The organism is Vitreoscilla sp. C1, assembly GCF_002951955.2.
Lineage (GTDB): Bacteria > Pseudomonadota > Gammaproteobacteria > Burkholderiales > Neisseriaceae > Vitreoscilla > Vitreoscilla stercoraria.
In genome coordinates this window covers 1031109-1056444 of record NZ_CP019644.2, presented here as the reverse complement: position 1 = coordinate 1056444, position 25336 = coordinate 1031109, and the positions used below count along the sequence as shown (strand labels likewise).

The window sequence follows — 25336 nt, the reverse complement described above, 5'->3', positions numbered from 1 at the left end:
ATCCCAGCTGTTAACACCAAGGAGTTTTCGTATGTCTGACATCAAACACAGCCGTTTGATTATTTTAGGTTCTGGTCCTGCCGGTTATACTGCTGCAGTCTATGCCGCGCGCGCCAACTTAAAACCAACTTTAATCACAGGCTTGGCACAAGGCGGTCAATTGATGACCACCACCGAAGTAGACAACTGGCCAGCTGACGTCAACGGCGTACAAGGTCCTGATTTGATGGTGCGTTTTCAAGAACATGCAGAACGCTTTGGCACAGAAATGTTGTTCGACCAAATCAACCAAGTGGACTTACAAAATCGTCCTTTCACTTTGACAGGCGACATGGGTTCTTACACTTGTGACGCATTGATTATCGCCACAGGTGCATCGGCCAAGTATTTGGGTTTGCCTAGCGAAGAAGCGTTTGCAGGCAAAGGTGTTTCAGCTTGTGCCACTTGTGACGGTTTCTTTTACAAAGGTCAAAAAGTCGCTGTTGTAGGCGGTGGCAATACGGCGGTTGAAGAAGCTTTGTATTTGGCCAACATTGCCGAACACGTGACATTGGTACACCGTCGTGAAACTTTCCGTGCTGAAAAAATCATGATTGATAAATTGATGAAACGCGTGGAAGAAGGCAAAATTTCATTGAAATTGAATGCCAACTTAGACGAAATTTTAGGCGATGCTTCAGGTGTGACTGGCGCACGTTTGAAAAACAATGACGGCAGCACCGAAGACATCGCTTTGGCAGGTGTGTTCATCGCAATCGGTCACAAACCCAATACCGATATCTTCAAAGGCCAATTGGACATGGACGAAACAGGTTATTTGATTACCCAAGGTGGCACCGCAGACAATGTTGGCTTGACCAATATTGCAGGCGTGTGGGCAGCTGGCGATGTCAAAGACCACACCTACCGCCAAGCCATTACCAGCGCAGCCAGCGGTTGCCAAGCGGCTTTGGATGCAGAACGTTATTTGGATGGTTTGAACTGATTGTTCGGTATTTGAAACACAAAACGCTTAACCAAATGGTTAAGCGTTTTGTGTTTATCAGCGTCCTGTAAACTTTACAGGACGCTTGGTCATTACTGATTTTCATTTCAAACATGCTCACGTAAAAGATTCAACGCTTGTTGGTATAAAGCTGCTTTGTGCGCAGGCGGTTCACTGCCACGATTGGGGTCAGTATTGTGCAGCAAATCGCAATATTTAACCCGAATGGCCGTTTTATCGCCTGTGGCAATCAGATTTTTAACATATTCTAAATAATCCGTACCTTTGTTTTTAGTCAATAAGGAAATTGAATAAATAATGGTTTGCGGGACATAAGCACTCAAATCATGCGCGCTCAAAGAAGTATCTTCTAAAGTATCATGCAATAAAGCTGTGGCGATGCCAGCATAATTGTAATGACCCACTAAATTTCTGCTCAGGTATTATTCCATCTAGGAGATACTAAAATGAGTAGCCAAATGAGTGATGAAAACAAACGTTGGAGTGCCAAACGCAAGAGTGCATTGGTATTGGAAATCATCCAAGGTAAGACCACGGTAGCCGAAGCTTCTCGGCAATTTGATTTAACGCCATCTGAATTGGAAAGCTGGGTTGATCAAGCTAAAGAAGGTATGGAAAACGCTTTGCGAGCCAAACCTCGTGATGTGCGTCAGCAATACGAAAAGCAAATTCACCAATTACAGGCCGCTTATGGTGAAGCGATGTTGGAGCTGCGTGCGCGAAAAAAGTTGGAGGAATGGTTGGAGCGGGACGAGAACTGATTTGGCGTTTGCATGAACAGTTTGCATCTGATGGTGTTCACGTCAGCATCAGCCGCTTGTGTGCTTGGTTTGGTGTGGCTCGTCGTTCAGTGTATTACCGACCACATCGCAAACAGCCAGTGGTAAAAGAATGCTATTCAGAACCGATTAAACAATTGATTGAAGAACAACCATCATTTGGTTACAGGACGGTTGCTGCTTTGCTGAGTATGAATAAAAACACTGTCCAACGTGTGTTTCAGCTCAAAGGTTGGCAAGTACGTAAACGCTCAGTCGGTCGCAGACCTCGGATTCAAGCGGTGCCATCCAAAGCACAGGAGCCAAATCAACGTTGGTCTACAGATTTGTGTCGGGTTTGGGGTGGTAAAGATGGTTGGCTCAGTCTGGCTTTGGTAATGGATTGCCATACCCGTGAATTATTGGGCTGGCAACTTTCCAAAACTGGTAAAGCCAGTACGGCTGTGAGTGCATTGGAACACGCTTTGATCAGCCGCTTTCGCTGTTTGGGCAAGGTGCCTGAACGTTTCTTATTGCGTTCAGACAATGGTTTGGTGTTTACCAGTCGCAAATATACTGCGTTGGTGAGCAGTTATGGTTTGCAGCAAGAATTCATCACACCGCATTGCCCACAGCAAAACGGCATGGTGGAAAGATTGATTCGCACCATTAAAGAGCAATGCGTTCATCGCTACCGCTTTGAGAGTTTGCAACATGCCAATCGTGTATTGAGCGATTGGATACAGTTTTACAATGAACGAAGACCTCATCAGGCATTGGGTATGAAAACTCCTACTGAAGTCTATCGATTAAGCTTGTGACTTGTGCAGAAAGTGCTAGGTCATTACATAATCTTGACCAAACAAACGATAATAATGATTGGCAACGCTGACGGGATGGTGAATATAATCCACACCATTTTTATCAACTTGACCTTCATGTGCTTGCGTGGCCAAAGCCACCAATTGTTGTAGATTTTTGTCTTGCACATCAAACGCTGTGTTCAAGGTCTTGGTTTCCATATTCGCTTCCTTGCTTTTTTTGTTATCGACTGTTTGCATACTGTCAGTCTGTTTTATCATGATTGGTTTTTCAGTATAACCGAATCATTTATGAAAAAACTATATTTATACGGATAATTGCTGCAACGCAAAAAAAGCGTCCTGTAAACTTTACAGGACGCTTATAGGCTTCACATAGGCTTAACCACCCAAATATGCGCTCAAGATGCGCGGGTCGTTCAATAAGACATCGGCTTTGTCTGCCATCGTCACTTTGCCACTTTCCATCACGTAACCACGGTCAGAAATTTGCAAAGCCAATTTGGCGTTTTGTTCTACCAACAAAATGGTCACGCCTTGGCTGTGAATGGTTTGAATGATGTCAAAAATTTGCTGCACAATGATGGGCGCCAAACCCATAGACGGCTCATCAAGCAACAGCAGTTTAGGCTTAGACAACATCGCCCGGCCCATTGCGACCATTTGCTGTTCACCACCTGAAAGCGTTCCTGCCAATTGCGTCGCACGCTCTTTCAAGCGTGGAAACAATTGCATCACATGATCGATTTCATCTTTGATAGCAGCATGGTCATGGCGGTAATATGCACCCATCTCCAAGTTTTCCAACACGGTCAACTTAGGAAAAATACCGCGACCTTCAGGCACCATCACCAAACCTTGACGCACAAAATTATGCACTTCGGTTTTGCGAATGTCTTGGTCTTGGTATAACAAAGTACCTGATTTGGGTTTCACCAAACCAGTAATGGTACGCAAAGTGGTGGTTTTACCCGCGCCATTGGCACCAATCAAAGTCACCAACTCGCCTTGCTCAATGTGCAAATTCAAATCCGATACGGCCTGAATACCACCGTAATTGACATTCAAATTCTCAATTTTCAAAATACTCATTCGTGTGCAGCTCCCAAATACGCTTCAATCACGCGCGGGTTGGTACGGATTTCTTCTGGTAAACCTTCGGCAATTTTTTGACCATAATCCAAAACCGCGATACGGTCGCACAATTCCATCATCAATTTCACATCGTGTTCAATCAACAAAATGGTCACACCATCGTCGCGGATTTTACTCATCAACTCTTTTAAACCCTCGGTTTCAGATGGGTTCATGCCTGCCGCAGGTTCATCCAAAGCCAATAGTTTTGGCTCACACGCCAAAGCACGCGCGATTTCCAAACGGCGTTGATGACCATAAGACAAATTGCAAGCTTGCTCATCAATCACATCTTCAATGCCCACGTATTTGAGCAAATCATAAGATTTTTGCAAAATCTCTTGCTCTTCACGTTTGGCAGCAGGCGTGCGAAATACAGCACCAATGGCATTGGCTTTGCTGCGAGTATGACGACCTACCATGACATTTTCCAAAGCCGTCATTTCTCCAAACAAACGAATGTTTTGAAACGTACGCGCAATGCCTGCTTTCACCACACGGTCAGGTTTAACACGGAACAAATTGTGACCATCAAAGTTGAACTGCCCTTCATCAGGCATATAAAGACCTGTCAGCACGTTGAACAAAGTGGTTTTACCCGCGCCATTAGGACCAATCAAACCATAAATTTCACCTTTGTTGATTGATAAGCCTACTTCATTCAAAGCAGTCAAACCACCAAAGCGTTTGACGATGCCATTGATGCTCAATAATGTTTCAGACATTTATGCGTCTCCTGTTGGTTTGGATGCAGATGTATTTTGTGCCACTTTGAAGCCTGAAGCACGGCGTTTACCCGGCAACAAACCTTGTGGACGCAACAACATCATCAAAATCAACGCCAAGCCAAATACCAACATGCGCACATTCTCAGTTGGCAATACCACTTTACCCAACAACATCATTTGCACAGGCTCAGCAAATTCACGCAAAACTTCAGGAATAAAAGTAATCAAAATTGCACCAACAATCACACCGCGAATATTGCCCATACCGCCCAAAACCACCATACACAAAATCATGATAGATTCAAGCAACACAAACGATTCAGGCGATACGAAGCGTTGATACGAAGCAAACAAGCCACCTGCCATACCACCGCTCAAAGCGCCCAAAGAGAATGCCAACAATTTCATGTTGCGAATGTTAATACCCATCGCTTGTGCAGCCACATCGTCTTCACGCATCGCTTCCCAAGCACGACCAATACGCGAGTGTTGCAAGCGGCTACAAAAAAGCACTGTCAAAGCAGCCAATAACAAGAACAAATAATAGTAAGCATACGCTTTAGGATACGACTGACCAAAAATGTCGATGCCTGAGCTTAATTTGTAATCGCCAAACATGATAGGATCAATGGCACTGATGCCTTGGGGACCGTTGGTAATGTTGACAGGTTGGCTCAAATTATTCATGAAAATTCGAATGATTTCACCAAAGCCCAAAGTCACAATTGCCAAATAGTCGCCCTTCAAACGCAATACCGGCGTACCCAACATAATGCCGCACAAACCAGCGAGCAAGGCACCAATCGGAATGGTGACATACCAAGGCCAATGGATGCCAAAATGTGGCGAGGCCAGCAAAGCAAACGTGTAAGCACCGACTGCATAAAACGCCACATAACCCAAATCGAGCAAACCTGCAAAACCCACTACCAAGTTCAAACCCAAAGCCAGCATGACGTAAATCAAGGCGAAGTTAAGCAAGTTCACCCATGAATTGCCAAATGAAGTACCAATGATGAATGGCAAGACCACTAAAGCAGCCAATAAAGCGATGTTAATGCCTATATTCAAGGCGGGATTATTTTTTGTCATCTTTTCCCCCTTTACGCACGGTCAGCTTGTTTTTCGCCCAACAAACCGCTTGGACGGAATACCAATACCATAATCAACACGAAGAACGAGAAGATGTCTTGGTAATTGGAACCCAAAAAGCCATTGGTAATATTGGAAATCGTGCCTGCAAAAAAGCTCTCTGCAATGCCCAAAACCAAGCCGCCCACCACAGCGCCTGTCAAATTACCAATACCGCCTAAAACAGCCGCACAGAATGCTTTCAAGCCAATCATAAAACCAGTGGTGTAATGGATTTGATCATAATTGGCAGCATGCATCACGCCAGCGATGGCACCCAAACCTGAACCCAACATAAAGGTCAAAGAAATGATCCAGTTCACGTTTACGCCCATCAAACGAGCCACATCAGGTTTTTGGCTGGTCGAACGCATAGCGCGACCCAATTTGGTTTTGTTCACCAAGGCCAACATGCCAAACATCACCGCAAAACACAAAACCACAATCAAAATTTGAATTTTGGTTACGACTGCGCCCATGATGTTAATGGGCGTGTGGTCTAAAACAGCAGGGAATTTCACATAAGAAGTGCCCCAAATAATCACGGCCACTTGTTGCAATACAATTGACAAACCAATGGCCGTAATCAAAGGTGCCAAACGCGGCGCCTTACGCAGTGGACGGTATGCGATCAACTCCATACTGAAGCCCAAAGCCATACACACAGGAATGGTACAAATCATGGCCAACAACACCATGGCAAAACCAGGCAAATCGATGCCCATACTGATAAACGCAGACAGAATACTGATACAAATCATGCCGCCAAACATAACCACTTCACCATGGGCGAAGTTGATTAAACCCATAATGCCATACACCATGGTATAGCCAAGTGCAATCAAACCGTAAATCGAGCCAACAACAAGCCCGTTTAACAGCAATTGCATGAAAATTTCCGATGTCAAAATTTGCTCCTTCTTCTGTGCTTTATGGTTATTTATTCCTATGGCTATCAAAACGAGCCATTTTTTCACATTCAATCAGCTAGGGAAAATAGCACAAATTTTTGCATAATTAAAATGAATTTAACCAATTCACCAAGGTAATTTGGCAGATATCGGCAGTTTTTGCTGTTTTCTGCAAAAAATAGATTATTTTTGCATAAAATACAGGTGTGCTAAGATGTTTTCATACTTTGAGTATATATAGGAATGACCATGCAGGTGTATTTGGTAGGCGGTGCCGTCAGAGATGGCTTATTAGGTTTGCCCATAAAAGACAAGGATTGGGTAGTGGTCGGTGCCACGCCACAAGAAATGCTGGATTTGGGTTTTGAAGCGGTAGGCAAAGATTTTCCGGTGTTTTTACATCCCAAAAGCCGAGAAGAATATGCTTTGGCGCGTACCGAGCGCAAAATTGGCGCAGGTTATCATGGTTTTCAATTCAATACCGCGGTCGATGTCACCTTAGAACAAGATTTACAAAGACGCGATTTGACCATCAATGCCATGGCTCAAGATGCCGATGGCAACATCACCGACCCCTATTTGGGGCAACAAGATTTGCACGCAGGTATGTTGCGCCATGTCAGCGCCGCGTTTAGCGAAGACCCTGTGCGCATTTTACGCGTTGGTCGTTTTGCCGCTCGCTTTGATTTTCAAGTGGCTGCCGAAACCATGGTTTTGATGCAAAAGATGGTTGACGCAGGCGAAGTCGATGCATTGGTTCCCGAACGGGTATGGCAAGAATTGTCCAAAGCCTTGTTAGAGCCGCAGCCACAACGCTTTTTTGAAGTGTTGTCACACAGCCATGCGCTGCATAAAATTTTACAGGCCGCTGATACTTTGCAACAGCAAGCGCCTGATTTGTGGCAAAACACTTTGCAAAATTTACAAGGCTTCAGTCCATATCAACATTTAAGCATGAGTTATGCGATATTGTGTTTGCACCTGCCCCCACCTTTACAAACCATTCACCAATCATTGCGAGTGCCAAAAGATTGTGCTGACGCTGCCAATATTTTACAGGACGCTTATCCAATACTCATGCAAACAGAGATTTTAAGTGCCGAACAAATATTGTCAGTATTCCAACGTTGTGATGTATGGCGACGACCTGAACGCTGGCAACAATTGTGGCAAACCTGTATCACACTTGCTGCCCTCACATCACAAACTCCACCACCATCGGTTTGGCCACAAGCACTGGCGGCTTGTTTGGCAGTCAACACTGCCCAATTGGCTTTACAATGTGAAGACAAACGCATGATTGCCAATACCATACACACTGCACGCTTAGCTGCCATTACTCAAAGTTTACAATAAGAAAACACACCATGAATGCTGAACTGATTAACTGCCTGCGCCAAGAATTGCGCTCACGCAAACAAGACATCACTCAAGACTATTTAAGCCATCGCCATCCTTCACGCTTTTTTGAAGCTTATGGCGCGGAACTAGACCGTTGTTTGGGCAGATTGTGGCAAGAGTTTTTTATCAATATGCCCATTTGCCTGATTGCCACCGGCGGCTACGGTCGCCAAGAAATGTATCCGCATTCTGATGTGGATTTGGCCATTGTCAGCACGCATATTTTAAGCGAGGCAGAAGAACAGCAAGTCGCTCGTTTTGTACAAACCTTATGGGATGTCGGCTTGGCACCTGCTGCTAAAATCGGCAGCATCCGCCAATTGTTATTGTCAGCACAAGAAGACTTGACCAGCGATACTGCATTTCTAGAGGCACGCTTTGTGTGTGGCAATCACAAAGTGGCCGATGACTTTTTAGCCAAACTCAATTTGCAACGTGATATTGCCACTTTTATTGATGGCAAACTGCTGGAAAAATCTCAACGCCACAACAAATCACGCGGTGCAACCAGCCAATTAGAACCGAATATCAAAACTTGTCCTGGTGGCTTACGCGACTTACACACCATGTTGTGGTTGGCCAAAGCACAAGGCTTGCGACCACATTTTTTGACTTTGGTGCACGAAGGCATATTGACCCGTCCTGAAGCGGGCTTATTGATGCACAGCCACAAACAATTGGCACGCATGCGCATTGAATTGCATTTATTGGCAGGACGTGAAGAAGACCGTTTGATTTTTGATTTGCAAAGCCAAGTAGCCGAACGACTTGGCTTCAAAGACAATGATTCGAGCATGAAAAGCGAACAATTGATGAAACAATTGTATCGTGCCATCAAAACCGTTAAACAGCTCAACGGTATTTTGCTGCCCATGCTCAAAGGTCGTGTGTTTTCTAGCTTGCCGCGCATCGTTCATGATATTGACGAACATTATTACCAAGTCGGCACGGCCATTGCCGTACGCAACATCAAACTGTTTCAGCAACAACCGCGTGAGATTTTCAATATTTTGCGCGTGATACAAAACCATCCTGATTTGGATTTGATTGCCCCACGCACTTTGCGGGCTTGGTGGTTGGCAGCGCAAAAAATTGATGACTCGTTTTATGCCGATGTCGAAAACCGTTTGATGTTCATTTCCATTTTCCGCCATGGTACAGGTGTGACCCACATTTTGCGCTTTTTAAACTTATATGGCATTTTAGGGCGCTACCTCAAACCTTGGGGCAAAATCGTCGGCTTGTTGCAACACGATTTGTTCCATATCTACCCTGTCGACGACCACATTTTGATGGTGGTGCGCAATATGCGCCGCTTGGCTTTGACCGCACACAGCCACGAACTGCCTTTTGCCTCAGGCTTAATGGAAAGCTTCCCTTACAAAACCGTCCTGTATTTGGCGGCATTGTTCCACGACATCGCCAAAGGTCGTGGCGGCGATCACGCTCAATTAGGCGTGGACGATGCACGTACTTTTGCCAAAGACCATTTTTTAACCAATTATGAAACCGATTTGTTGTGTTGGCTGGTAGAAGACCATTTGATTATGTCAACCACTTCACAAAAAGAAGACATTTCCGACCCTGAAGTCGTCAACCGTTTTTGCCAACATGTCAAAACCCGTGACCGCTTGGTGGCTTTGTATTTATTGACGGTGGTAGACATACGCGGTACCAATCCAAAAATTTGGAACGATTGGAAAGCAGGATTATTGGAAAACCTGTTTCAGGCCGCTTTAAAAACTTTGTCAGGCTTAGGCAGCAACCAACGCATTACCATCAGCCGCCGCCAACAAGCAGCCATTACCATCTTAGATCAGCAAGGGCATTCTGAAAAAAATCAACGTGCTTTGTGGCATATTTTAGGACCTTCGTATTGGGTGCGGCATGAAAAACAAGACATCCAATGGCATGTCAGCCAATTGATAAGCCGCGAAAACGAGCCACAAGCGAGCATTAAGATTGATGTCGCTTTGAAAACCTTGAAAGTCATGGTTTTCATGCCCAATGCACCAAAACTATTTGCGCAATTGTGTGCCATTTTCAACCAACAAAATTTGGATATTTTGACCGCCCGCGCTTATGTCACCAACCACCAATTCATTTTGGACACGTTTTATTTGCTGATTCCAGATGGTTTTGACGAAGATGAATATCCTGATATTGCAGCGATGTTACAGGCCACATTAGGGCATTTTATTTTGGGCAAATACATTAACATTCCAGCCCCACGCCCCGCTTCACGCCGCATTCGTCACACGCAAATTGCCCCCAGAATTCAACTGTATGAAGAAGACAGCGGCAAACAAGCGCATGTTTATGTGTTGAACATCATCACCGCCAACCGCCGTGGCTTGCTGGCCAATATTGCCAAAGTATTGTCAGATTTTGAAATCAGCTTAATACATGCTCATATCATGACTTTGGATGCGCGCGTAGAAGACACCTTCTTAATCAAATCGGCCAGTTTAGAAGATACCAAAACCCAATTGGCATTAAAACAAACTTTGTTAGAGGTATTAACAACATAACAATAAGCTTGATGCATGAGCCACCAAGCCACTGCATATTTGTCAACAGTATGACAACCCAACCCTTACAGGACGCTTGTATGCGTCCTGTAAGGTTTTTTGGGCGGATGGTAATTTATTTGTCTTTGAGCATGTTCATCATGCCCGATAAGCGGCTTTTGCCTTCGGCTTTGGATACAATCGGAGCAGTATTTTTGCGCCCTAAAATTTGAATGTCATCAGATGGCATTTCATCAATAAAGCGGCTCGGCGGCATAAATTGCCATTCGCCCGCTTTTTTACGTTTGACACAATGGGTCACAAACAACTGACGTTTGGCACGAGTAATGCCCACATACATCAAACGGCGTTCTTCATCGAGCATGCCCTCATCCACACTGTCACGGTGCGGAAACACGCCTTCTTCACAACCGACTAAAAACACACACGGAAATTCCAAACCTTTGGATGCATGCAACGTCATCATATTCACCGCATCCACTTCTTCTTGGTCTTTGCCTTCAAGCAGCGTCATCAAAGCAATGGTTTGTGCCACCTCCAAAATATTTTTACCATCTTTTTCGCCTTTATTGGCAATCCAACGCTGTAATTCCACCACATTGCGCCATTTGATTTCACCGGCTTTGCCTTCTTCTAACATCAACAAATGGGCTTCGTAATGAATCTCATCCAAAAGTTGCCACAAAAAATCGCCTGCATCTTGATGTTCAGCCAAATCTTGCCATTTGGCAAAACCCAGCATAAACGCTTGCACATCTTGCTTAGCACGACTGTTCAAAGTCGACAAAGCACCCAATTGTTGAGCAGCTTGGTACAAACTCAAATTATGATCGCGCGCAAATTCATTCAAGCGTGTCAAAGTGCTTTCACCGATACCACGCTTGGGCGTGGTAATAGCACGAATGAATGCAGGATCGTCATCTGGATTATTGAGTAAACGCAGATATGCCATCACATCTTTGATTTCAGCACGGTCAAAAAAACTTTGTCCACCTGACATTTTGTAAGGCAAACGACTGCTGCGCAAAGCCTCTTCAAACCGTTTGGCTTGGTGATTGCCACGATACAAAATGGCAAAATCCGACAATTTGACATTTGGATGGCTGTTTTTCAAAAATGCAATCTTGCTGGCCACCGTATCGGCTTCGTGTTCTTCGTCCTTACACGCCAACACTTGCACCATTTCGCCCAAACCATATTCGCTCCACAATTTTTTTTCAAACAATTTGGGATTGTGGCTGATAACTTTATTGGCAATGCGCAAAATGCGCGAAGTTGAACGGTAATTTTGTTCTAATTTGATGACTTTCATATTTGGATAGTCTTGCTGCAACAAACGCAAATTCTCCAAATTGGCACCACGCCAAGCATAAATACTTTGATCGTCATCGCCCACAGCCGTGAATTTTCCATCCGAACCTATCAACAATTTGAGCAAAGCATATTGGCATTCATTGGTGTCTTGACACTCATCGACCAACAAATAACGCAAACGGCTTTGCCATTTGTAACGCACTTCAGCATTGTTTTGCAGCAATAAAGTGGGGATGCGAATCAAATCATCAAAATCCACCGCTTGATAAGCCAACAAGGTTTCTTGATAAGACGCATAAACCAAAGCAATTTGCTTTTCCCACTCATTGGCAGCGTCATCCAAAGCCTGCTCAGGGGTTTTGAACGCATTTTTCCACAATGAAATGCATTGTTGGGCCCGAAACAAAGCATCTTTGCCACTGGTTTGCAACAATTCTTGCAAAATCTTGGCGCTGTCACCTGAATCAAAAATAGAAAATTTTTTCTTCAAGCCTACCAAAGGCGCTTCTTCTCGCAAAATACGCATGCCCAATGAGTGAAACGTCGACACAGTCAATTGCTGGCATTGCTGTTTGCTCAAAAGCCCTGCCACACGCTCTTGCATTTCTTTGGCAGCTTTATTGGTAAAAGTAATCGCCGCAATCTGATGCGCAGGATAATGAGCATGATTCACCAAATGGGCAATTTTTTTGGTAATCACACTGGTTTTGCCACTGCCTGCACCTGCCAAGACCAATAAAGGACCATCAAGATACAAAACGGCTTGCTGTTGTTGTTGGTTTAATTGCATGTTGACATTTTTTTTGAAGAGGTCAGAATTTTAACATTTTTAGATGGTTTGGGTGAGGTGTGATGATTTTGTTTATGTTTATTGAAATGAAAATATATTTTAAATGCATTATGTTTAATTAAGAATTAATTATGAATTGAATCTAAAAAAGCGTCCTGTCAATGCTTACAGGACGCTTTATATTATTGCAATGTACAAAGAATTATTTCAAAGCACGAATACCAATAGCATCACGCACTTGGTTTAAACGCTCTTGCGCCACTTTGCGCGCTTTGGCTGCACCAAACTGCAAAACTTCTTCAATTTGGCTAGGATTGGCAGTCAACACAGCATAACGTTCGCGTTTTTCCGCCAATTGCGCATTGATGGCTTCAAACACAATTTGTTTGGCCTCACCCCAAGCGATGCCATCGGCGTAAGCTTGGCGCATTTGCAATTGCTCATCCGCACTTGAAAATGCTTGGTAAATTTCAAACAAAGTACTGCCTTCCACTTCTTTAGGTTGGCCCGGCTCTAAACTATTGGTGACAATTTTCATCACTGATTTGCGCAATTTTTTCTCGGTTTCAAACAAAGGAATGGTATTGCCATAAGATTTGCTCATCTTGCGACCATCCAAACCCGTCAAAATCGCCGTATGCTCGTCTACCACCGCAACGGGCTCAACAAACAATTCTTTGAAACGGTGATTAAAGCGGCCTGCAATGTCACGCGCCATTTCAATGTGTTGGATTTGATCGCGTCCCACAGGCACATGCGTGCCGTTGAACATCAAAATGTCCGCCGCCATCAACACAGGATAGCAATACAAACCCATTTCCACGCCGTGATCGGTGTCTTCCACACCTGCATCCACATTCGCTTGTACTGCCGCTTTGTAAGCGTGGGCGCGGTTCATCAATCCTTTGGCGCAAATGCAGTTGAAAATCCAATTGAGCTCCATGATTTCAGGCACATCCGATTGACGGTAAAACGTGACTTTGTCCGCATCCAAACCACAAGCGAGCCACGTTGCCGCCACGGCTAAAGTCGACTCGTGAATTTGTTCAGGCTCGTGGCATTTGATGATGCCATGATAATCTGCCAAGAAAATGAACGAGTCCACGCCCGCCTCTTGCGTTGCAGCAACCGCAGGGCGAATTGCACCCACATAATTACCCAAATGCGGCGTGCCTGTGGTGGTGACACCGGTTAAAACACGTTTTTGTTCAGTCATGACGTTTTCTTCTTTCTTGAGATATTCAGATATAAAAAGCGTCCTGTAAACAACTTACAGGACGCTTTAAAGGCTTTGAAACTGGTGTAAGTCTTTACATCAACCGAAACGCACGCACGCACGCCAACCCTGCTGCCAAGCAGCACGCACCAAAGCCACCAAAACAATTGGGCGCTCAGGCAAATTATGGGTGATTAATGCTGTGTTCATGTGATGCCAATTCCGATTCATCGACTTAAGAGTTGCTTATTCTAATTCAATTGCCGCCGCTAATAAAGACAAACGTGCCATCACACCATAAACATACAAACGATTGCGCTCAGCAGTCGCAGGCAAGCTGTGGTCTGCCACGCCCACATTTTGCCATTGTTCAAAATGGCGTTTGTCGGCATCTTCACATTGATACGGCACTTCTTGATCCATAGGAATGAAGCGCATGCCTGTGGCATTAAGATTTTCATCCATGCCACGCGCTTCATTGACACGGTAAAAACCGCCAATGACAAAGCGATCCATCATATACACAACAGGTTCAGATACTGCTTCACCAACTTTTTCATAAGTGTAAATGCCTTCTTGCACAATCACTTCAGACACTTCCAAGCCTTCTTTAATCACCGCCATTTTATTGCGATTTTTGCGATTGAGTTTGCGTACTTCTTCGGCAGATTTCACACTCATCACACCCATACCATAAGTACCCGCATCGGCTTTGACAATCACAAATGGCGTGTCGGTAATGCCTTTTTCATCGTATTTGGCTTGGATTTTATCCAACAAACGCTGCACCACGTCTGCCAATTGGTCTTCACCTTCACGCTCATGAAAATTCAAGCCATTGGCTTGCTCAAAATAAGGATTGATATCCCAAGCATCAATGCCAATGACGGCTGCAAACTCATCAGCCACTTGATTGTAAGCGGCAAAATGTTGTGTCTTACGGCGTGTGGTCCAACCCCCTTTAATCGGTGGCAACATCACTTGCTCAATGTTTTGCAAAATTTCAGGCACGCCACCTGACAAATCATTGTTCAACAACACCAAACATGGGTTAAAGCCATCAGCCAAACCCAAACGATTGCCTGTACGCACCACAGGTTCTAAGACCAGCTCATCACATAAAGCAGTGGTAAAAGCGGTTGCTTCGGTTACTTCCGCATTCAAAGAACCTATGCGCACGACAAAGCCTGCCGACTCTAAAATCTTGCTCAATGCATACACATTTTGCAAATAAAACGTATTGCGAGTGTGGTTTTCAGGAATCAACAAAATGGATTTTGCCGTAGGACAAGCACGCTCTACTGCGTCTTGCGCTGCCAATACAGCCGCGGCCAAAAAATCAGCATTGATATTATTGAAGCCACCTGGAAACAAATTCATGTCGATTGAAGACATTTTGTAACCTGCGTTGCGCAAATCTACCGACCCGTAAAATGGTGGACGGTGTTGTTGCCATTTGGTACGAAACCAAGCTTCAATTTCACTTTGTTTGTCCAAAATCACTTGCTGAAACACGGCAGCATGTTGTTCAAATTGATCGAACATCGAGATATTCATAAGCGTTATGCTTTCTGAAAAATTAACAAAATCATTATTTTTGTGGTGGGAAACAAGCAAAAAACCAACAAAATGGGATGGATTCTAACACAGCTTACCTTTGATACTATCGCAATAAAGCGACACAAATTAGACTGTATCATGGCAGTAACTGGCCACAGACGCAAAACCTTATCGTCATTAACTCATGCAAAAAAAGTATATGAATATCTCTCAATCATACCCATACAAATGGATTTGTCTGCTTTTCACCGTTTTTGTTCTGTCCGCTTGTGGCAATGACATCAAAAAAGATTTGATTGCCTTGGACCAAGCAATGTATGAATCAGGCATGACTGCAAGCAATAGCCAAAAACTGATTCAGCAAGCAGAACAAGCCCAAAGCATTGAAACACAAATGCAAGTGGCAAAAGAGATTCACCATCAGTTTCAAGTTTACAATCAAGCCATCGCCCAATTGGATTTTAAATCCAATGAAGTGCGCACTTTGCGCAACGAGTTGAGCGATCACAATCGCCAAATGATCAGCGCTTTAGATCAAATACTGCAATTGAACCTGCGCACAGGAATTGCCTTAAGCCCCGACCAACATCAACGTGCCACACAAACCATAGAGCGCTCACAACGACAAATACAACAAGCTGATGACAACATCCAAATTACCCACCAAAAAATCCAAGCTTTGGGCAAAGACAATGGCGTGAATTGGCGTTAAGGCCGCTCTTTTTGAACGCAGCATTTATATATCAATTCCACATCCGAAACGTAAGTTTCGGATTTTTAAACGCTTTCAATTTAAAAAATCACGTTTATTTTCAATCTTTGCATGCATCCATCCTGCCTTTTGAGCGCGATTTGTGCGAAAATAGCGCTTGCTTAAAAAGACCTAGATTCAGACAAATCCATGAACACACATCCTTCGGCACAAAAGCCGATTTTTTCTTATAAAAAATACTGGGCCAAACGCTTTGGCACTGCGCCTTTTTTACCTTCTACCCGCGCCGAAATGGACGAATTGGGTTGGGATTCTTGCGACATCATTTTGGTTTCAGGCGACTGCTATATTGACCATCCTAGCTTTGGTTCGGCTTTGATTGGTCGCTTGCTAGAAGCCCAAGGCTTCCGTGTTGGCATCATCTCACAACCTGATTGGACTTCTGCGGCTGCATTTCGTGAATTGGGCGAACCGAATTTGTTCTTCGGCGTGACCGCTGGCAATATGGACTCGATGATCAACCGTTACACGGCTGATAAAAAACCCCGCTCCGATGATGCATATACGCCTCATGCTGCACCCAATAAGCGTCCTGACCGCGCGGTGATTGTGTATTCACAACGCTGTAAAGAGGCTTATCCTGGCGTGGACGTCATGATAGGCTCCATTGAAGCGAGTTTGCGCCGCATTGCCCAATACGATTATTGGTCGGACAAAGTACGTCCCTCTGTCCTCATCAATGCACGAGCTGAATTGTTGCTATATGGCAATGCCGAACGTGCGGTGGTCGAAATTGCCCACCGCCGTGCGGCAGGTGAACGTTTTAAAGACATTCGCGACGTGCGTGGCACCGCATTTTTGGTACCTCATGGCAAAACGCCAGACAACCAAGAATGGATTGAAATCGATTCCACCACTGTTGACGTACCAGGTAAAGTCGATACAATTTTAAATCCTTATCAAGAGCTCAGCCCTGAAGAATTGGCCGCTCGCGACAACGACGTTAAAGAACACGCCAAACCAGTGGTATTCATGACGGCCAAAGAACGTGCTGAAGCACGCCGCCAAGAGCGCCACCAACAAGTGGTGCGCATTCCGAGCTTTGAAGCGGTAGCTTATGACCCTGTATTGTACGCTCACGCCAGCCGTACTTTGCATTTGGAATCCAATCCAGGCAATGCGCGCGCTTTGGTGCAATTGCATGGCGAGCGCGATGTGTGGCTTAACGCCCCTCCTATTCCATTAACTACCGAGGAAATGGATTATGTGTTTGGCTTGCCGTACGCACGCAATCCCCATCCAAGCTATGGCGATGCCCACATCCCTGCTTGGGAAATGATTAAATTTTCGGTCAACATCATGCGCGGCTGTTTTGGTGGTTGTACGTTCTGCTCGATTACCGAACACGAAGGCCGCATCATTCAAAGCCGTTCACACGAATCGGTATTGAAAGAAATTGAAGAAATTCGCGATAAAGTTGACGGTTTCAAAGGCTATATTTCCGATTTGGGCGGTCCGACTGCCAATATGTACCGTTTGGCGTGTAAATCACACGACATCGAAAAAAACTGCCGTAAATTGTCTTGTGTATGGCCTGATATTTGCCCTAATTTGAACACTGACCACACTTCTTTGATTGAGTTATACCGCAAAGCTCGGGCGATTGATGGCGTCAAGAAAATCAGCATCGGTTCGGGTTTGCGTTACGATTTGGCGGTAGAAAGCCCTGAATACATCAAAGAATTGGTGACGCACCATGTTGGCGGCTATTTGAAAATTGCGCCTGAACATACCGAAGCGGGTCCATTGTCGATGATGATGAAGCCTGAAATGAAAAAATACGACCGTTTCAAAGAGTTGTTTGAAAAAGCCAGTAAAGAAGCAGGCAAAGAGCAATATTTGATTCCGTATTTCATTGCGGCGCATCCTGGCACATCAGACGAAGACATGATGAATTTGGCTTTGTGGCTCAAAGACAATAATTTCCGCCTCGACCAAGTGCAAACCTTCATGCCAACCCCAATGGCTTTGGCAACAACCATGTGGCATACCGGTCGCAATCCGTTGAAAAAATTGTCTCGCAGCTCTAATAAAGTCGACATCGTCAAAGAAGGCAAGCGTCGTAAACTGCACAAAGCTTTCTTGCGTTATCATCTGCCTGACAACTGGCCGTTAATACGCGAAGCTTTGGTGGAGATGGGTCGTGAAGATTTGATAGGTTACAGCAAAAAACATCTGATTCCACCGACACAACCTGCAGGCTGGGAACCGCCAAGCAAAGGTAGCAAACGCTTGTCGACAACGGGGCACGAACACAAACCCACAGCCAGTAATGGCGGTAAAAAAGTCTTAGGCAACAACCGTCCAAACCATGCAGGCAGCAAGACCAAAACCCAAACCGCACGTACCGCTTGGCACCCAAGCGAGCGTTTTCAGGACGCTGGTAAAGGCGCACACAGCAATGGCAATAACAGCAGTCGCCGCGCCAAACCTAGCAAGCCAAAAGCCCGTTAATAAACGCTAAGCTTAACCTACACCACACCATAGCATGCTATGGTGTTTTTTCTACCCCATTCATTCATCAAAAATCATGTCTGTACACACCATTTTATTAGATTTAGACGGCACTTTGACCGACCCTAAAATCGGCATCACCACTTGCATCCGTTACGGTTTGGCCAAAGTGGGTCATCCGATTCATGAAGAAATAGATTTGGATTGGTGTATTGGTCCACCCTTACACGCTTCTTTAGAACAATTGCTACCACCTGAATACCAACATCTCACCGAAGAAGCCTTGGCAGGCTATCGCGAGCGTTTTGGTGATATCGGCTTGTTTGAAAACGAAGTCTATCCCAGCGTTGCTGAAACCTTAAACACCCTACAACAACAAGGTTATGCCTTGATTTTGGCAACGGCAAAACCGACTGTTTACGCCAAACGCATTTTGGAACACTTCGGATTGTCGCCCTATTTCACCGCCATTCATGGCAGCGAACTGGATGGCACACGCACCAACAAAGGCGAATTGATTGCACATATATTACACACCCATGATTTGTCTGCCGATAAGTGCATTATGGTTGGTGACCGAGAATTTGATGTCTTGGGTGCGCGTGCCAATGGTATGCCTGTCATCGGTGCGTCTTATGGCTATGGCAGCACAGCAGAATGGCAACAATCGCCTGCCGATGCTCAAATGAACACTTTTGCCGACTTATTGAACGTGTTAGAACACTTTCAGGACGCTTAAATCTTCCTTCTATTATTGATATTCAAATATGAGAAATCCTTTGGTTTTTTGGGGCAGCCTCGCCTTATTACAATTTCTTTGGCTGTTTGTCGGTTGGGGATTTTACCGCTACGTTCAACTATTCAAGCCTCAATGCAAGCATGCTTGGGTCTTTATGCTCGCTGCTGTTGTGATAGGCGATGTGTTGATGTGGGTTTTCAATGCCGCCATGCCCACCTTGCGCTGGCGTGGCACAATGGGTTTGTTGTTGTTCACCTCTTACGCGGTGATGTTTGTCGTGGCAGCAATCGCATGGTATTCAATAGGCAAACGCTTCATGTCTGCCAAAATCCTCCACACCAGCTTGCTCATCGCCATGCCACTGAGTTGGATGGCGGTGATTGCAGCCGGTTTGTATGGAGCATATTCACCCACCACGGTACATTACCAAGTCAAACTCGACAAACCCATGTCTGAACCCATTAAAGTGGCTTTGGTTGCCGATACGCACTTGGGCAAATTCATAGGCAAACACCATTTACAAGCCTTAAATGAGATTTTACAGCGCGAACAAGCAGACATTTTATTATTGGCAGGCGATGTGATGGATGATTTGCCTGATGATTATCGCACGCTGAACATGCACCCATACATGCAACAACTGTCAGCACCGTTGGGGAAATATGTGGTTTTAGGCAATCATGACAATTATCGCCAAGTACAAGCAGACATCGTACAAGACTTACAGGACGCTGGTTTCACTGTTTTGCGTGATGAGCGTGTACAAATTGGTGAACAATTGGTGTTAATTGGGCGGCGTGACAAAGTCGAGCCACGCTTGCCTGCTGCCCAATTGTTGCCGCAAAGTGATATGCCTGTGGTAGTCATCGACCACCAACCTGTCCCCGAACAAATGCAAGCTTTGGCTCATGCAGGCGCAGATTTGACGGTGTCAGGACATACCCATGGCGGACAAATTTTCCCGATGACGGCTTTGATTGGCTTTTTTCAAACCTATCCTTATGGGCATTACCATATAGACAACAATCAATTGATTGTGACCTCAGGCTTGGGGCTTTGGGGCTTGCCATTTCGTTTGGGTACCCGTTCAGAAGTGGTCATCATCCACATCACAGGCAAATAGGGGCAGCGAACTGCCCATATTCAGGCTATAATACGTCATTCGTTTATCAACGGCGCCCATTTGAAGCGCCGTTGTTTGCTCAGAAAGGATTTTAAATGCAAACCTTAGCAGTCAACCATCAAAGCAGTCATTTGCGTATCGGCGTGGTTCAAGCCCGTTTCACCGATGAAATCGGCACGCCATTGCGCCAAGCGTGTATCAGCAAATTATTGGAATTGGGTGTTTTAGAACACAACATCACTGTTGCGACTGTACCAGGTGCTTTGGAAGTACCCTTGGTTTTGCAAAATCTGGCAGCCACTGGCGATTATGATGCTTTGATTGCTTTGGGCGTCATCATTCGCGGTGAAACGTACCACTTTGAATTGGTTGCCAACGAATCAGGCGCGGCCATTACCCGCGTGGGTTTGGATTTCAACATCCCGATTGCCAATGCCATCTTGACCACAGAAAACGACGAACAAGCGATTGCTCGCATCGTCAAAGGCGAAGAAGCTGCTGTGGTAGCGGTTGAATTGGCGAACTTGTTGGCACAAATCAATGTGGCAGACAACGAAGAATAACAAGGAATTTATTTATGAAAACTGCCCGCCGCCGCGCGCGTGAATTTGTGGTACAAGGTTTGTACCAAGCCCAATTAAACAGCGAATTGACCGCAACCAACATCCGCAACAATTTGTTGGACAACGAACAATTTTTCAAAGCCGATGAACCTTTGTTCAACCAAGTATTTGAAAATGCGTTTGAAACCCAAACAGAATTGTTGAACTTGATGTTGCCACACTTAGACCGTGCTTTGGACGAAGTCAGCCCAATTGAACGCGCGGTTTTGTTGATGGCCACTTACGAATTGCGTGAAATGCCAGAAACACCTTACCCTGTCATCATCAATGAAGCCATCGAAATCACCAAAACTTTTGGTGGCACCGATGGCTACAAATTCGTCAATGGCATTTTAGACAAATTGGCACCACAATTGCGTCCTAACGACCCACCACGCAAATAATCTTTTTAACCATTCGGTTCAAACAAGCGTCCTGTAAACCTTTACAGGACGCTTGTTTCATTCACAGATACCGCAGTTTGCACAAACAACTCGCATTGTGCAAACAAACACGCATAACCGCTCACCAACACTTTTTGCGCTTGCACCTCTCCATACACGACACCACCGCGTTTGGAAACTTGTTTGGCACAAAGGTTGGTTTTGCCCAAACGCTCCGACCAATAAGGAAACAAGCCTGCATAAATCGAACCTGTCACAGGGTCTTCATCACCTCCATTGGCAGGCCAAAAATAACGCGATATAAAGTCAAATTCTTGCGTACTGGCTGCGGTAACCACCACATCATAAGGCGCCAAGGTTTTTAACAATGCCGCATTAATCGTCACATCGCGCACTGCTTGTTCATCATCATAAATGGCAAAATAAGCTTGTGCGCTGCGCAAAACTTGTTGCGGCTGATGTGACAAACCGTTTAACAACGCCTCAGGCACAGACGCCACCGCCGCCGCTTCACGTTTTGGAAACGCCATACGGATTAAACCATCGGCTTGCACCTCAATGGTAAATTCACCCAATAAAGCACACTCAAACACAATGTGTTCGCCTGCGCCATAAAAATGGTGCAATACATACGCGCTCGCTAAGCTGGCATGGCCACAAAATTCGATTTCCGTCAGCGGCGAAAACCAACGAATTTGATATTTCTGCCCTTGTGGCACCACAAAAACCGTTTCAGACAAATTGTTTTCAACTGCCATTTGCTGCATCAAATCATCGCTTAAAAAAGCAGGCAACACCACCACTGCCGCAGGATTGCCGCCAAACAAAGTTTGGGTAAACGCATCGACTATATATTGCTTCAATTGCATGACATCCCTTTCAAAGTCATCTATTTTTACTTTATCAGCCACAACTCAAGCGTCCTGTAAATGTTTACAGAACGCTTGAGTCACATCAAACCCCATTACACCGTCGGTTTGCCGTTGAATTCGTCCATGCTGGCATACACGCCAAAAACTTTCTCAGCCACCCAATCCCAAACACACAGCGGCAACACCCCACGACATGCCATGGCCAATTTGACCGTCCAAGGTGTATAAACCATGGCGTTGCCTTGCAACATACCACGCCAAGCACGTTCAACAGCTTGGGTCGGATTTAAAATAGGCGTCAATAACGGCCCTTTGGCACCATCGAACATGCCTGTGGACACATAACTTGGGCAAAACGTGGTCACACTCACATGTGTATGCCCCATTTTTTGACACTCCAAACGCAAAGAATCGCTCCAACCGATCATTGCCCATTTGGACGCGGCATACACGCTCATATTGGGATTGGCCAAAGTCCCTGCCGCAGAAGCCACATTCAAAATGCGTTTGCGACGGCTCGTGTCTTGTAACATTTCAGGCAAAAATTCGCGCGTTAACCACATCGGTGCCAAAGTATTGATGCGCATGGTCAATTCTATGTCTTTTTCACTGTCATGTTCCCAAAACAAGCTGCCTCGCACTATGCCTGCATTGTTAATCAACACATCAGGCACATCTAAAAACGCTTTCACTTGCTGCGCCCCAGCTCGAATAGAATCCAATTGCGCCAAATTCTCAGACACCACCAACACTTTCGCCCCTTGTGTCATCAAATCTACTGCCAACGCGTGCGCACCTTGCGCATCCACATCCCACAACACCACATATTTTGCCCCTTGCGCCACGGCTTTTTGCGCGTACAAAGCACCCATGCCGCGCGCAGCACCCGTAATCACGACTTTTTGATTGTAAAGCGTTTGCGTTTCTTGCCCCATTTCATTTCCTTTTGGTCAATAGCTTTTTTTCGAGCACGATGAAAGGTTTATATGTTGTCAAAAGCGTCCTGTAAACCATTGATAAGCCTCATGTGACAGATTGATTCAATGCATACAAACAGTTTTCAATCCAACCAATCAATGAATGGTACGATTGCGAGCAGGCTTGATTTGGGCAAAGCGCAACAGTTTGTTTTTTTTGTGTAAGTCCAAACGCAAAGTTTGGCAATGTGTTTGCAAATATGTGGTCATCAATTTGGCAAATGATGCATGATGGGTATCCCAAAAATGCTGACATTGGACATCCTCTTCCAATCGTGCAAACACTAATGGCGCTTTCAATGTGTGCATTTTATTCACCACAAAAAATGCAATATCAATGGCAGACAAAGACATGGCTTTCCTTAGGCAGTATGGAGTCAATTTTTACCATGTAATATTAAGTGTCACCATCGTGGCTGACAAGTACAGCAACACAGATTTCTATATGCAATAGACATGAAACAACATACCCATCATCCAACACAAAGCGTCCTGTAATCTTTACAGGACGCTTTTGGCTGAGTATCGACTTAAGAACAATAATCCGCTTTTTGTGTTGCAATCAAAGTTAAGGCCGCTTCAAATGCCATTTTGACATATTCAGGATGGTCTTCTTCGTCAAATTGTTGCGCCGTGTGCTCACACACTTCAGGCGACGGCCAAGTCATTTGTCCACCCATAGACAAAGCTTTGACTTGAATTTGACACGCACGCTCCAAGAAAAACATGTCGTGAAACGCTTGATGGGTACTGATGCCCGCAGCGAGCAAGCCGTGATTGCGTAAAATCATCGTGCGCTTGTCACCCAAATCTGCCACCAAACGTTCACGCTCATCCAAATCTGTCGCCACACCTTCAAAATCATGGTAAGCAATGCGATTGTAAAACTTCATCGCGTGTTGGCTGATGAACGCCAAGCCGTCTTTTTGAGTCGATACCGCAATGCCATCGGCCGTGTGCGTGTGAATCACACAATGGATTTCAGGGCGGGCATGGTGAATGGCTGAATGAATCACAAAACCTGCCACATTGACATTTTTGCCTTCATCATATGCTTCTACAATATGGCCATCATGGTCGATTTTGACCAAATCAGACGCTTTCATCTGGTCAAACAAAATGCCATAACGATTGATTAAAAAATGGTTCGGCTCATTCGGCACACGCATGCTGATGTGCGTGTCAATCAAATCGGTCATGCGAAAATGTGCCATCAAACGGTACAATGCCGCCAACTCACAGCGGGCTTGCCATTCAACTTCTGAAATGTGTTGCGCTAACATGTGTGTCCTTTGTGATTTTATGGTGTGAAAATAGCCCTTTAAGCGTCCTGTAACGGTTTACAGGACGCTTTAAACGTGTTGACCACCATTAATATGTATTTCTGCGCCATTGATATAAGACGAAGCATCCGAACACAAAAATTGGATGGTTTTGGCCACTTCTGTTGTGGTGCCCAAACGCTGCATCGGCACCAAATCTTTCACCAACTTATCGGTACCAGGAGACAAAATATCGGTGCTGATTTCGCCCGGTGCAATGGCATTCACCCGCACACCCAAAGGTCCAAATTCATGCGCCATTTCACGCGTCAACGCTGCCAAACCTGCTTTAGAAGCGGCATAAGCCACACCTGCAAACGGATGCACGCGCGAACCGACAATCGAGGTGACATTGACAATTGAACCTTGGGCCGCAATCAATTCAGGTGCCAAAGCTTTGGCCAGTAAAGCGGTAGAAATTAAGTTGACATTCAACACTTGCATCCAAGTGGTCGCGTCAGTATGTAACACACCCAAACGACTGCCGCCCTCACCTTTGGGTGAAATACCCGCATTGTTCACCAACGCCGCCAACTGACCATTGGGCAATTTTTCACGCACGATTTGCGCCAACTGTTCTATGCCGTCCAAATCACCCAAATCAGCTTGAATGTGGCTTTCGCGCGCAGCAGGCCAACGACACGCTTCTGAAAATGGATGGCGTGAAACGGTCAAAATACGCCAACCTTGTTCTTGAAACACTTTCACAGTCGCATGTCCAATGCCTCGACTGGCACCTGTGAGCAACATGTATTTGGTATCCATATTTC

The 25336-nt window shown here is 45.2% G+C and carries 25 protein-coding genes; 11 read left to right on the top strand and 14 right to left on the bottom strand.

Annotated features, from left to right (window positions below):
* Positions 1-31 precede the first annotated feature (31 nt).
* Positions 32-985 carry a thioredoxin-disulfide reductase gene (trxB, locus tag ADP71_RS05160; RefSeq protein ID WP_019958977.1) on the top strand — a complete coding sequence of 318 codons (954 nt, stop codon included), beginning with the start codon at positions 32-34 and terminating at the stop codon, positions 983-985.
* A gap of 107 nt (positions 986-1092) precedes the next feature.
* Here the strand turns inward: trxB and ADP71_RS05155 are convergent, their stop codons facing one another.
* Complete coding sequence (locus ADP71_RS05155) at positions 1093-1410, bottom strand: hypothetical protein (protein ID WP_104931644.1); 318 nt, start codon at positions 1408-1410, stop codon at positions 1093-1095.
* A 42-nt stretch (positions 1411-1452) separates the two neighbouring features.
* Between ADP71_RS05155 and ADP71_RS05150 the strand changes: the two genes are divergently transcribed.
* The gene (locus ADP71_RS05150; protein WP_104931416.1) at positions 1453-1767 is read left to right on the top strand and encodes a transposase; all 315 of its coding nucleotides are present in this window, start codon (positions 1453-1455) and stop codon (positions 1765-1767) included.
* The gene (locus tag ADP71_RS05145) at positions 1743-2585 is read left to right on the top strand and encodes an IS3 family transposase (protein WP_104931415.1); all 843 of its coding nucleotides are present in this window, start codon (positions 1743-1745) and stop codon (positions 2583-2585) included. The genes ADP71_RS05150 and ADP71_RS05145 overlap by 25 nt, the downstream gene beginning before the upstream one ends.
* 15 nt (positions 2586-2600) lie before the next feature.
* Here the strand turns inward: ADP71_RS05145 and ADP71_RS05140 are convergent, their stop codons facing one another.
* The 5 genes from ADP71_RS05140 to ADP71_RS05120 form a co-directional block, all read right to left on the bottom strand.
* On the bottom strand, positions 2601-2786 hold the full coding sequence (locus ADP71_RS05140) for a hypothetical protein (protein WP_104931643.1): 186 nt from the start codon (positions 2784-2786) through the stop codon (positions 2601-2603).
* Between the two features lie 180 nt (positions 2787-2966).
* Positions 2967-3677: an ABC transporter ATP-binding protein gene (locus tag ADP71_RS05135; RefSeq protein ID WP_019958975.1), complete on the bottom strand. Its 711-nt coding sequence runs from the start codon at positions 3675-3677 to the stop codon at positions 2967-2969.
* On the bottom strand, positions 3674-4444 hold the full coding sequence (locus ADP71_RS05130) for an ABC transporter ATP-binding protein (protein WP_019958974.1): 771 nt from the start codon (positions 4442-4444) through the stop codon (positions 3674-3676). The genes ADP71_RS05135 and ADP71_RS05130 overlap by 4 nt, the downstream gene beginning before the upstream one ends.
* Positions 4445-5539 carry an ABC transporter permease subunit gene (locus ADP71_RS05125; protein WP_019958973.1) on the bottom strand — a complete coding sequence of 365 codons (1095 nt, stop codon included), beginning with the start codon at positions 5537-5539 and terminating at the stop codon, positions 4445-4447.
* A gap of 11 nt (positions 5540-5550) precedes the next feature.
* Entirely contained in the window at positions 5551-6468 is a 918-nt protein-coding gene (locus ADP71_RS05120; protein ID WP_019958972.1) for a branched-chain amino acid ABC transporter permease, read from the bottom strand.
* A 270-nt stretch (positions 6469-6738) separates the two neighbouring features.
* Here ADP71_RS05120 and cca point away from each other — a divergent pair, with 270 nt between their 5' ends.
* On the top strand, positions 6739-7845 hold the full coding sequence (gene cca / locus ADP71_RS05115; RefSeq protein WP_019958971.1) for a hypothetical protein: 1107 nt from the start codon (positions 6739-6741) through the stop codon (positions 7843-7845).
* An 11-nt stretch (positions 7846-7856) separates the two neighbouring features.
* On the top strand, positions 7857-10421 hold the full coding sequence (gene glnD / locus ADP71_RS05110) for a [protein-PII] uridylyltransferase (RefSeq protein WP_171460949.1): 2565 nt from the start codon (positions 7857-7859) through the stop codon (positions 10419-10421).
* A 115-nt stretch (positions 10422-10536) separates the two neighbouring features.
* Here the strand turns inward: glnD and ADP71_RS05105 are convergent, their stop codons facing one another.
* The 3 genes from ADP71_RS05105 to gshA form a co-directional block, all read right to left on the bottom strand.
* A complete protein-coding gene (locus ADP71_RS05105; protein WP_171460948.1) occupies positions 10537-12525 on the bottom strand; it encodes a UvrD-helicase domain-containing protein in 1989 nt (662 codons plus the stop codon).
* Positions 12526-12727: 202 nt separating this feature from the next.
* Positions 12728-13741, bottom strand: coding sequence for a tryptophan--tRNA ligase (gene trpS, locus ADP71_RS05100; protein ID WP_104931640.1), 1014 nt, complete (start codon positions 13739-13741; stop codon positions 12728-12730).
* A 246-nt stretch (positions 13742-13987) separates the two neighbouring features.
* Positions 13988-15298: a glutamate--cysteine ligase gene (gshA, locus tag ADP71_RS05095; protein ID WP_026353642.1), complete on the bottom strand. Its 1311-nt coding sequence runs from the start codon at positions 15296-15298 to the stop codon at positions 13988-13990.
* A 202-nt stretch (positions 15299-15500) separates the two neighbouring features.
* Between gshA and ADP71_RS05090 the strand changes: the two genes are divergently transcribed.
* The 6 genes from ADP71_RS05090 (at position 15501) to nusB (ending at position 21395) form a co-directional block, all read left to right on the top strand.
* The gene (locus ADP71_RS05090; protein WP_019958965.1) at positions 15501-16013 is read left to right on the top strand and encodes a hypothetical protein; all 513 of its coding nucleotides are present in this window, start codon (positions 15501-15503) and stop codon (positions 16011-16013) included.
* 189 nt (positions 16014-16202) lie between these two features.
* The gene (locus tag ADP71_RS05085; protein ID WP_171460947.1) at positions 16203-18527 is read left to right on the top strand and encodes a YgiQ family radical SAM protein; all 2325 of its coding nucleotides are present in this window, start codon (positions 16203-16205) and stop codon (positions 18525-18527) included.
* Between the two features lie 76 nt (positions 18528-18603).
* Positions 18604-19266 (top strand): HAD hydrolase-like protein, encoded by a 663-nt coding sequence (locus tag ADP71_RS05080; RefSeq protein ID WP_019958963.1) that lies wholly within the window; start codon positions 18604-18606, stop codon positions 19264-19266.
* A 28-nt stretch (positions 19267-19294) separates the two neighbouring features.
* Entirely contained in the window at positions 19295-20389 is a 1095-nt protein-coding gene (locus tag ADP71_RS05075) for a metallophosphoesterase (protein ID WP_171460946.1), read from the top strand.
* 95 nt (positions 20390-20484) lie between these two features.
* A complete protein-coding gene (ribH, locus tag ADP71_RS05070) occupies positions 20485-20952 on the top strand; it encodes a 6,7-dimethyl-8-ribityllumazine synthase (RefSeq protein ID WP_019958961.1) in 468 nt (155 codons plus the stop codon).
* Positions 20953-20966: 14 nt separating this feature from the next.
* Positions 20967-21395, top strand: a complete 429-nt coding sequence (gene nusB, locus ADP71_RS05065; RefSeq protein WP_019958960.1) for a transcription antitermination factor NusB — start codon at positions 20967-20969, stop codon at positions 21393-21395.
* A 41-nt stretch (positions 21396-21436) separates the two neighbouring features.
* Here the strand turns inward: nusB and ADP71_RS05060 are convergent, their stop codons facing one another.
* From ADP71_RS05060 to ADP71_RS05040, 5 genes are all read right to left on the bottom strand, one after another.
* Complete coding sequence (locus ADP71_RS05060) at positions 21437-22264, bottom strand: PhzF family phenazine biosynthesis protein (RefSeq protein ID WP_019958959.1); 828 nt, start codon at positions 22262-22264, stop codon at positions 21437-21439.
* 95 nt (positions 22265-22359) lie between these two features.
* Complete coding sequence (locus ADP71_RS05055; RefSeq protein WP_171460945.1) at positions 22360-23202, bottom strand: SDR family NAD(P)-dependent oxidoreductase; 843 nt, start codon at positions 23200-23202, stop codon at positions 22360-22362.
* Between the two features lie 138 nt (positions 23203-23340).
* Positions 23341-23598 (bottom strand): hypothetical protein, encoded by a 258-nt coding sequence (locus ADP71_RS05050; protein ID WP_171460944.1) that lies wholly within the window; start codon positions 23596-23598, stop codon positions 23341-23343.
* A 176-nt stretch (positions 23599-23774) separates the two neighbouring features.
* Entirely contained in the window at positions 23775-24527 is a 753-nt protein-coding gene (locus tag ADP71_RS05045; RefSeq protein WP_019958956.1) for a class II aldolase/adducin family protein, read from the bottom strand.
* 69 nt (positions 24528-24596) lie between these two features.
* Positions 24597-25331, bottom strand: coding sequence for an SDR family NAD(P)-dependent oxidoreductase (locus ADP71_RS05040; protein ID WP_019958955.1), 735 nt, complete (start codon positions 25329-25331; stop codon positions 24597-24599).
* Positions 25332-25336: the final 5 nt, after the last annotated feature.

What these genes read in the sequence shown, in the direction of transcription:
- ADP71_RS05090 (WP_019958965.1), top strand. Translation starts at nt 15,501, where the DNA reads ATGAATATCTCTCAATCATACCCATACAAATGGATTTGTCTGCTTTTC.
- ADP71_RS05040 (WP_019958955.1), bottom strand. Translation starts at nt 25,331, where the DNA reads ATGGATACCAAATACATGTTGCTCACAGGTGCCAGTCGAGGCATTGGA.
- ADP71_RS05105 (WP_171460948.1), bottom strand. Translation starts at nt 12,525, where the DNA reads ATGCAATTAAACCAACAACAACAGCAAGCCGTTTTGTATCTTGATGGT.
- gshA (WP_026353642.1), bottom strand. Translation starts at nt 15,298, where the DNA reads ATGAATATCTCGATGTTCGATCAATTTGAACAACATGCTGCCGTGTTT.
- ADP71_RS05055 (WP_171460945.1), bottom strand. Translation starts at nt 23,202, where the DNA reads ATGGGGCAAGAAACGCAAACGCTTTACAATCAAAAAGTCGTGATTACG.
- ADP71_RS05075 (WP_171460946.1), top strand. Translation starts at nt 19,295, where the DNA reads ATGAGAAATCCTTTGGTTTTTTGGGGCAGCCTCGCCTTATTACAATTT.
- ADP71_RS05135 (WP_019958975.1), bottom strand. Translation starts at nt 3,677, where the DNA reads ATGAGTATTTTGAAAATTGAGAATTTGAATGTCAATTACGGTGGTATT.
- ADP71_RS05060 (WP_019958959.1), bottom strand. Translation starts at nt 22,264, where the DNA reads ATGCAATTGAAGCAATATATAGTCGATGCGTTTACCCAAACTTTGTTT.
- ADP71_RS05140 (WP_104931643.1), bottom strand. Translation starts at nt 2,786, where the DNA reads ATGGAAACCAAGACCTTGAACACAGCGTTTGATGTGCAAGACAAAAAT.
- ribH (WP_019958961.1), top strand. Translation starts at nt 20,485, where the DNA reads ATGCAAACCTTAGCAGTCAACCATCAAAGCAGTCATTTGCGTATCGGC.
- ADP71_RS05085 (WP_171460947.1), top strand. Translation starts at nt 16,203, where the DNA reads ATGAACACACATCCTTCGGCACAAAAGCCGATTTTTTCTTATAAAAAA.
- nusB (WP_019958960.1), top strand. Translation starts at nt 20,967, where the DNA reads ATGAAAACTGCCCGCCGCCGCGCGCGTGAATTTGTGGTACAAGGTTTG.
- ADP71_RS05050 (WP_171460944.1), bottom strand. Translation starts at nt 23,598, where the DNA reads ATGTCTTTGTCTGCCATTGATATTGCATTTTTTGTGGTGAATAAAATG.
- ADP71_RS05130 (WP_019958974.1), bottom strand. Translation starts at nt 4,444, where the DNA reads ATGTCTGAAACATTATTGAGCATCAATGGCATCGTCAAACGCTTTGGT.
- ADP71_RS05045 (WP_019958956.1), bottom strand. Translation starts at nt 24,527, where the DNA reads ATGTTAGCGCAACACATTTCAGAAGTTGAATGGCAAGCCCGCTGTGAG.
- ADP71_RS05145 (WP_104931415.1), top strand. Translation starts at nt 1,743, where the DNA reads ATGGTTGGAGCGGGACGAGAACTGATTTGGCGTTTGCATGAACAGTTT.
- ADP71_RS05150 (WP_104931416.1), top strand. Translation starts at nt 1,453, where the DNA reads ATGAGTAGCCAAATGAGTGATGAAAACAAACGTTGGAGTGCCAAACGC.
- cca (WP_019958971.1), top strand. Translation starts at nt 6,739, where the DNA reads ATGCAGGTGTATTTGGTAGGCGGTGCCGTCAGAGATGGCTTATTAGGT.
- ADP71_RS05080 (WP_019958963.1), top strand. Translation starts at nt 18,604, where the DNA reads ATGTCTGTACACACCATTTTATTAGATTTAGACGGCACTTTGACCGAC.
- ADP71_RS05125 (WP_019958973.1), bottom strand. Translation starts at nt 5,539, where the DNA reads ATGACAAAAAATAATCCCGCCTTGAATATAGGCATTAACATCGCTTTA.
- glnD (WP_171460949.1), top strand. Translation starts at nt 7,857, where the DNA reads ATGAATGCTGAACTGATTAACTGCCTGCGCCAAGAATTGCGCTCACGC.
- ADP71_RS05120 (WP_019958972.1), bottom strand. Translation starts at nt 6,468, where the DNA reads ATGCAATTGCTGTTAAACGGGCTTGTTGTTGGCTCGATTTACGGTTTG.
- trpS (WP_104931640.1), bottom strand. Translation starts at nt 13,741, where the DNA reads ATGACTGAACAAAAACGTGTTTTAACCGGTGTCACCACCACAGGCACG.
- trxB (WP_019958977.1), top strand. Translation starts at nt 32, where the DNA reads ATGTCTGACATCAAACACAGCCGTTTGATTATTTTAGGTTCTGGTCCT.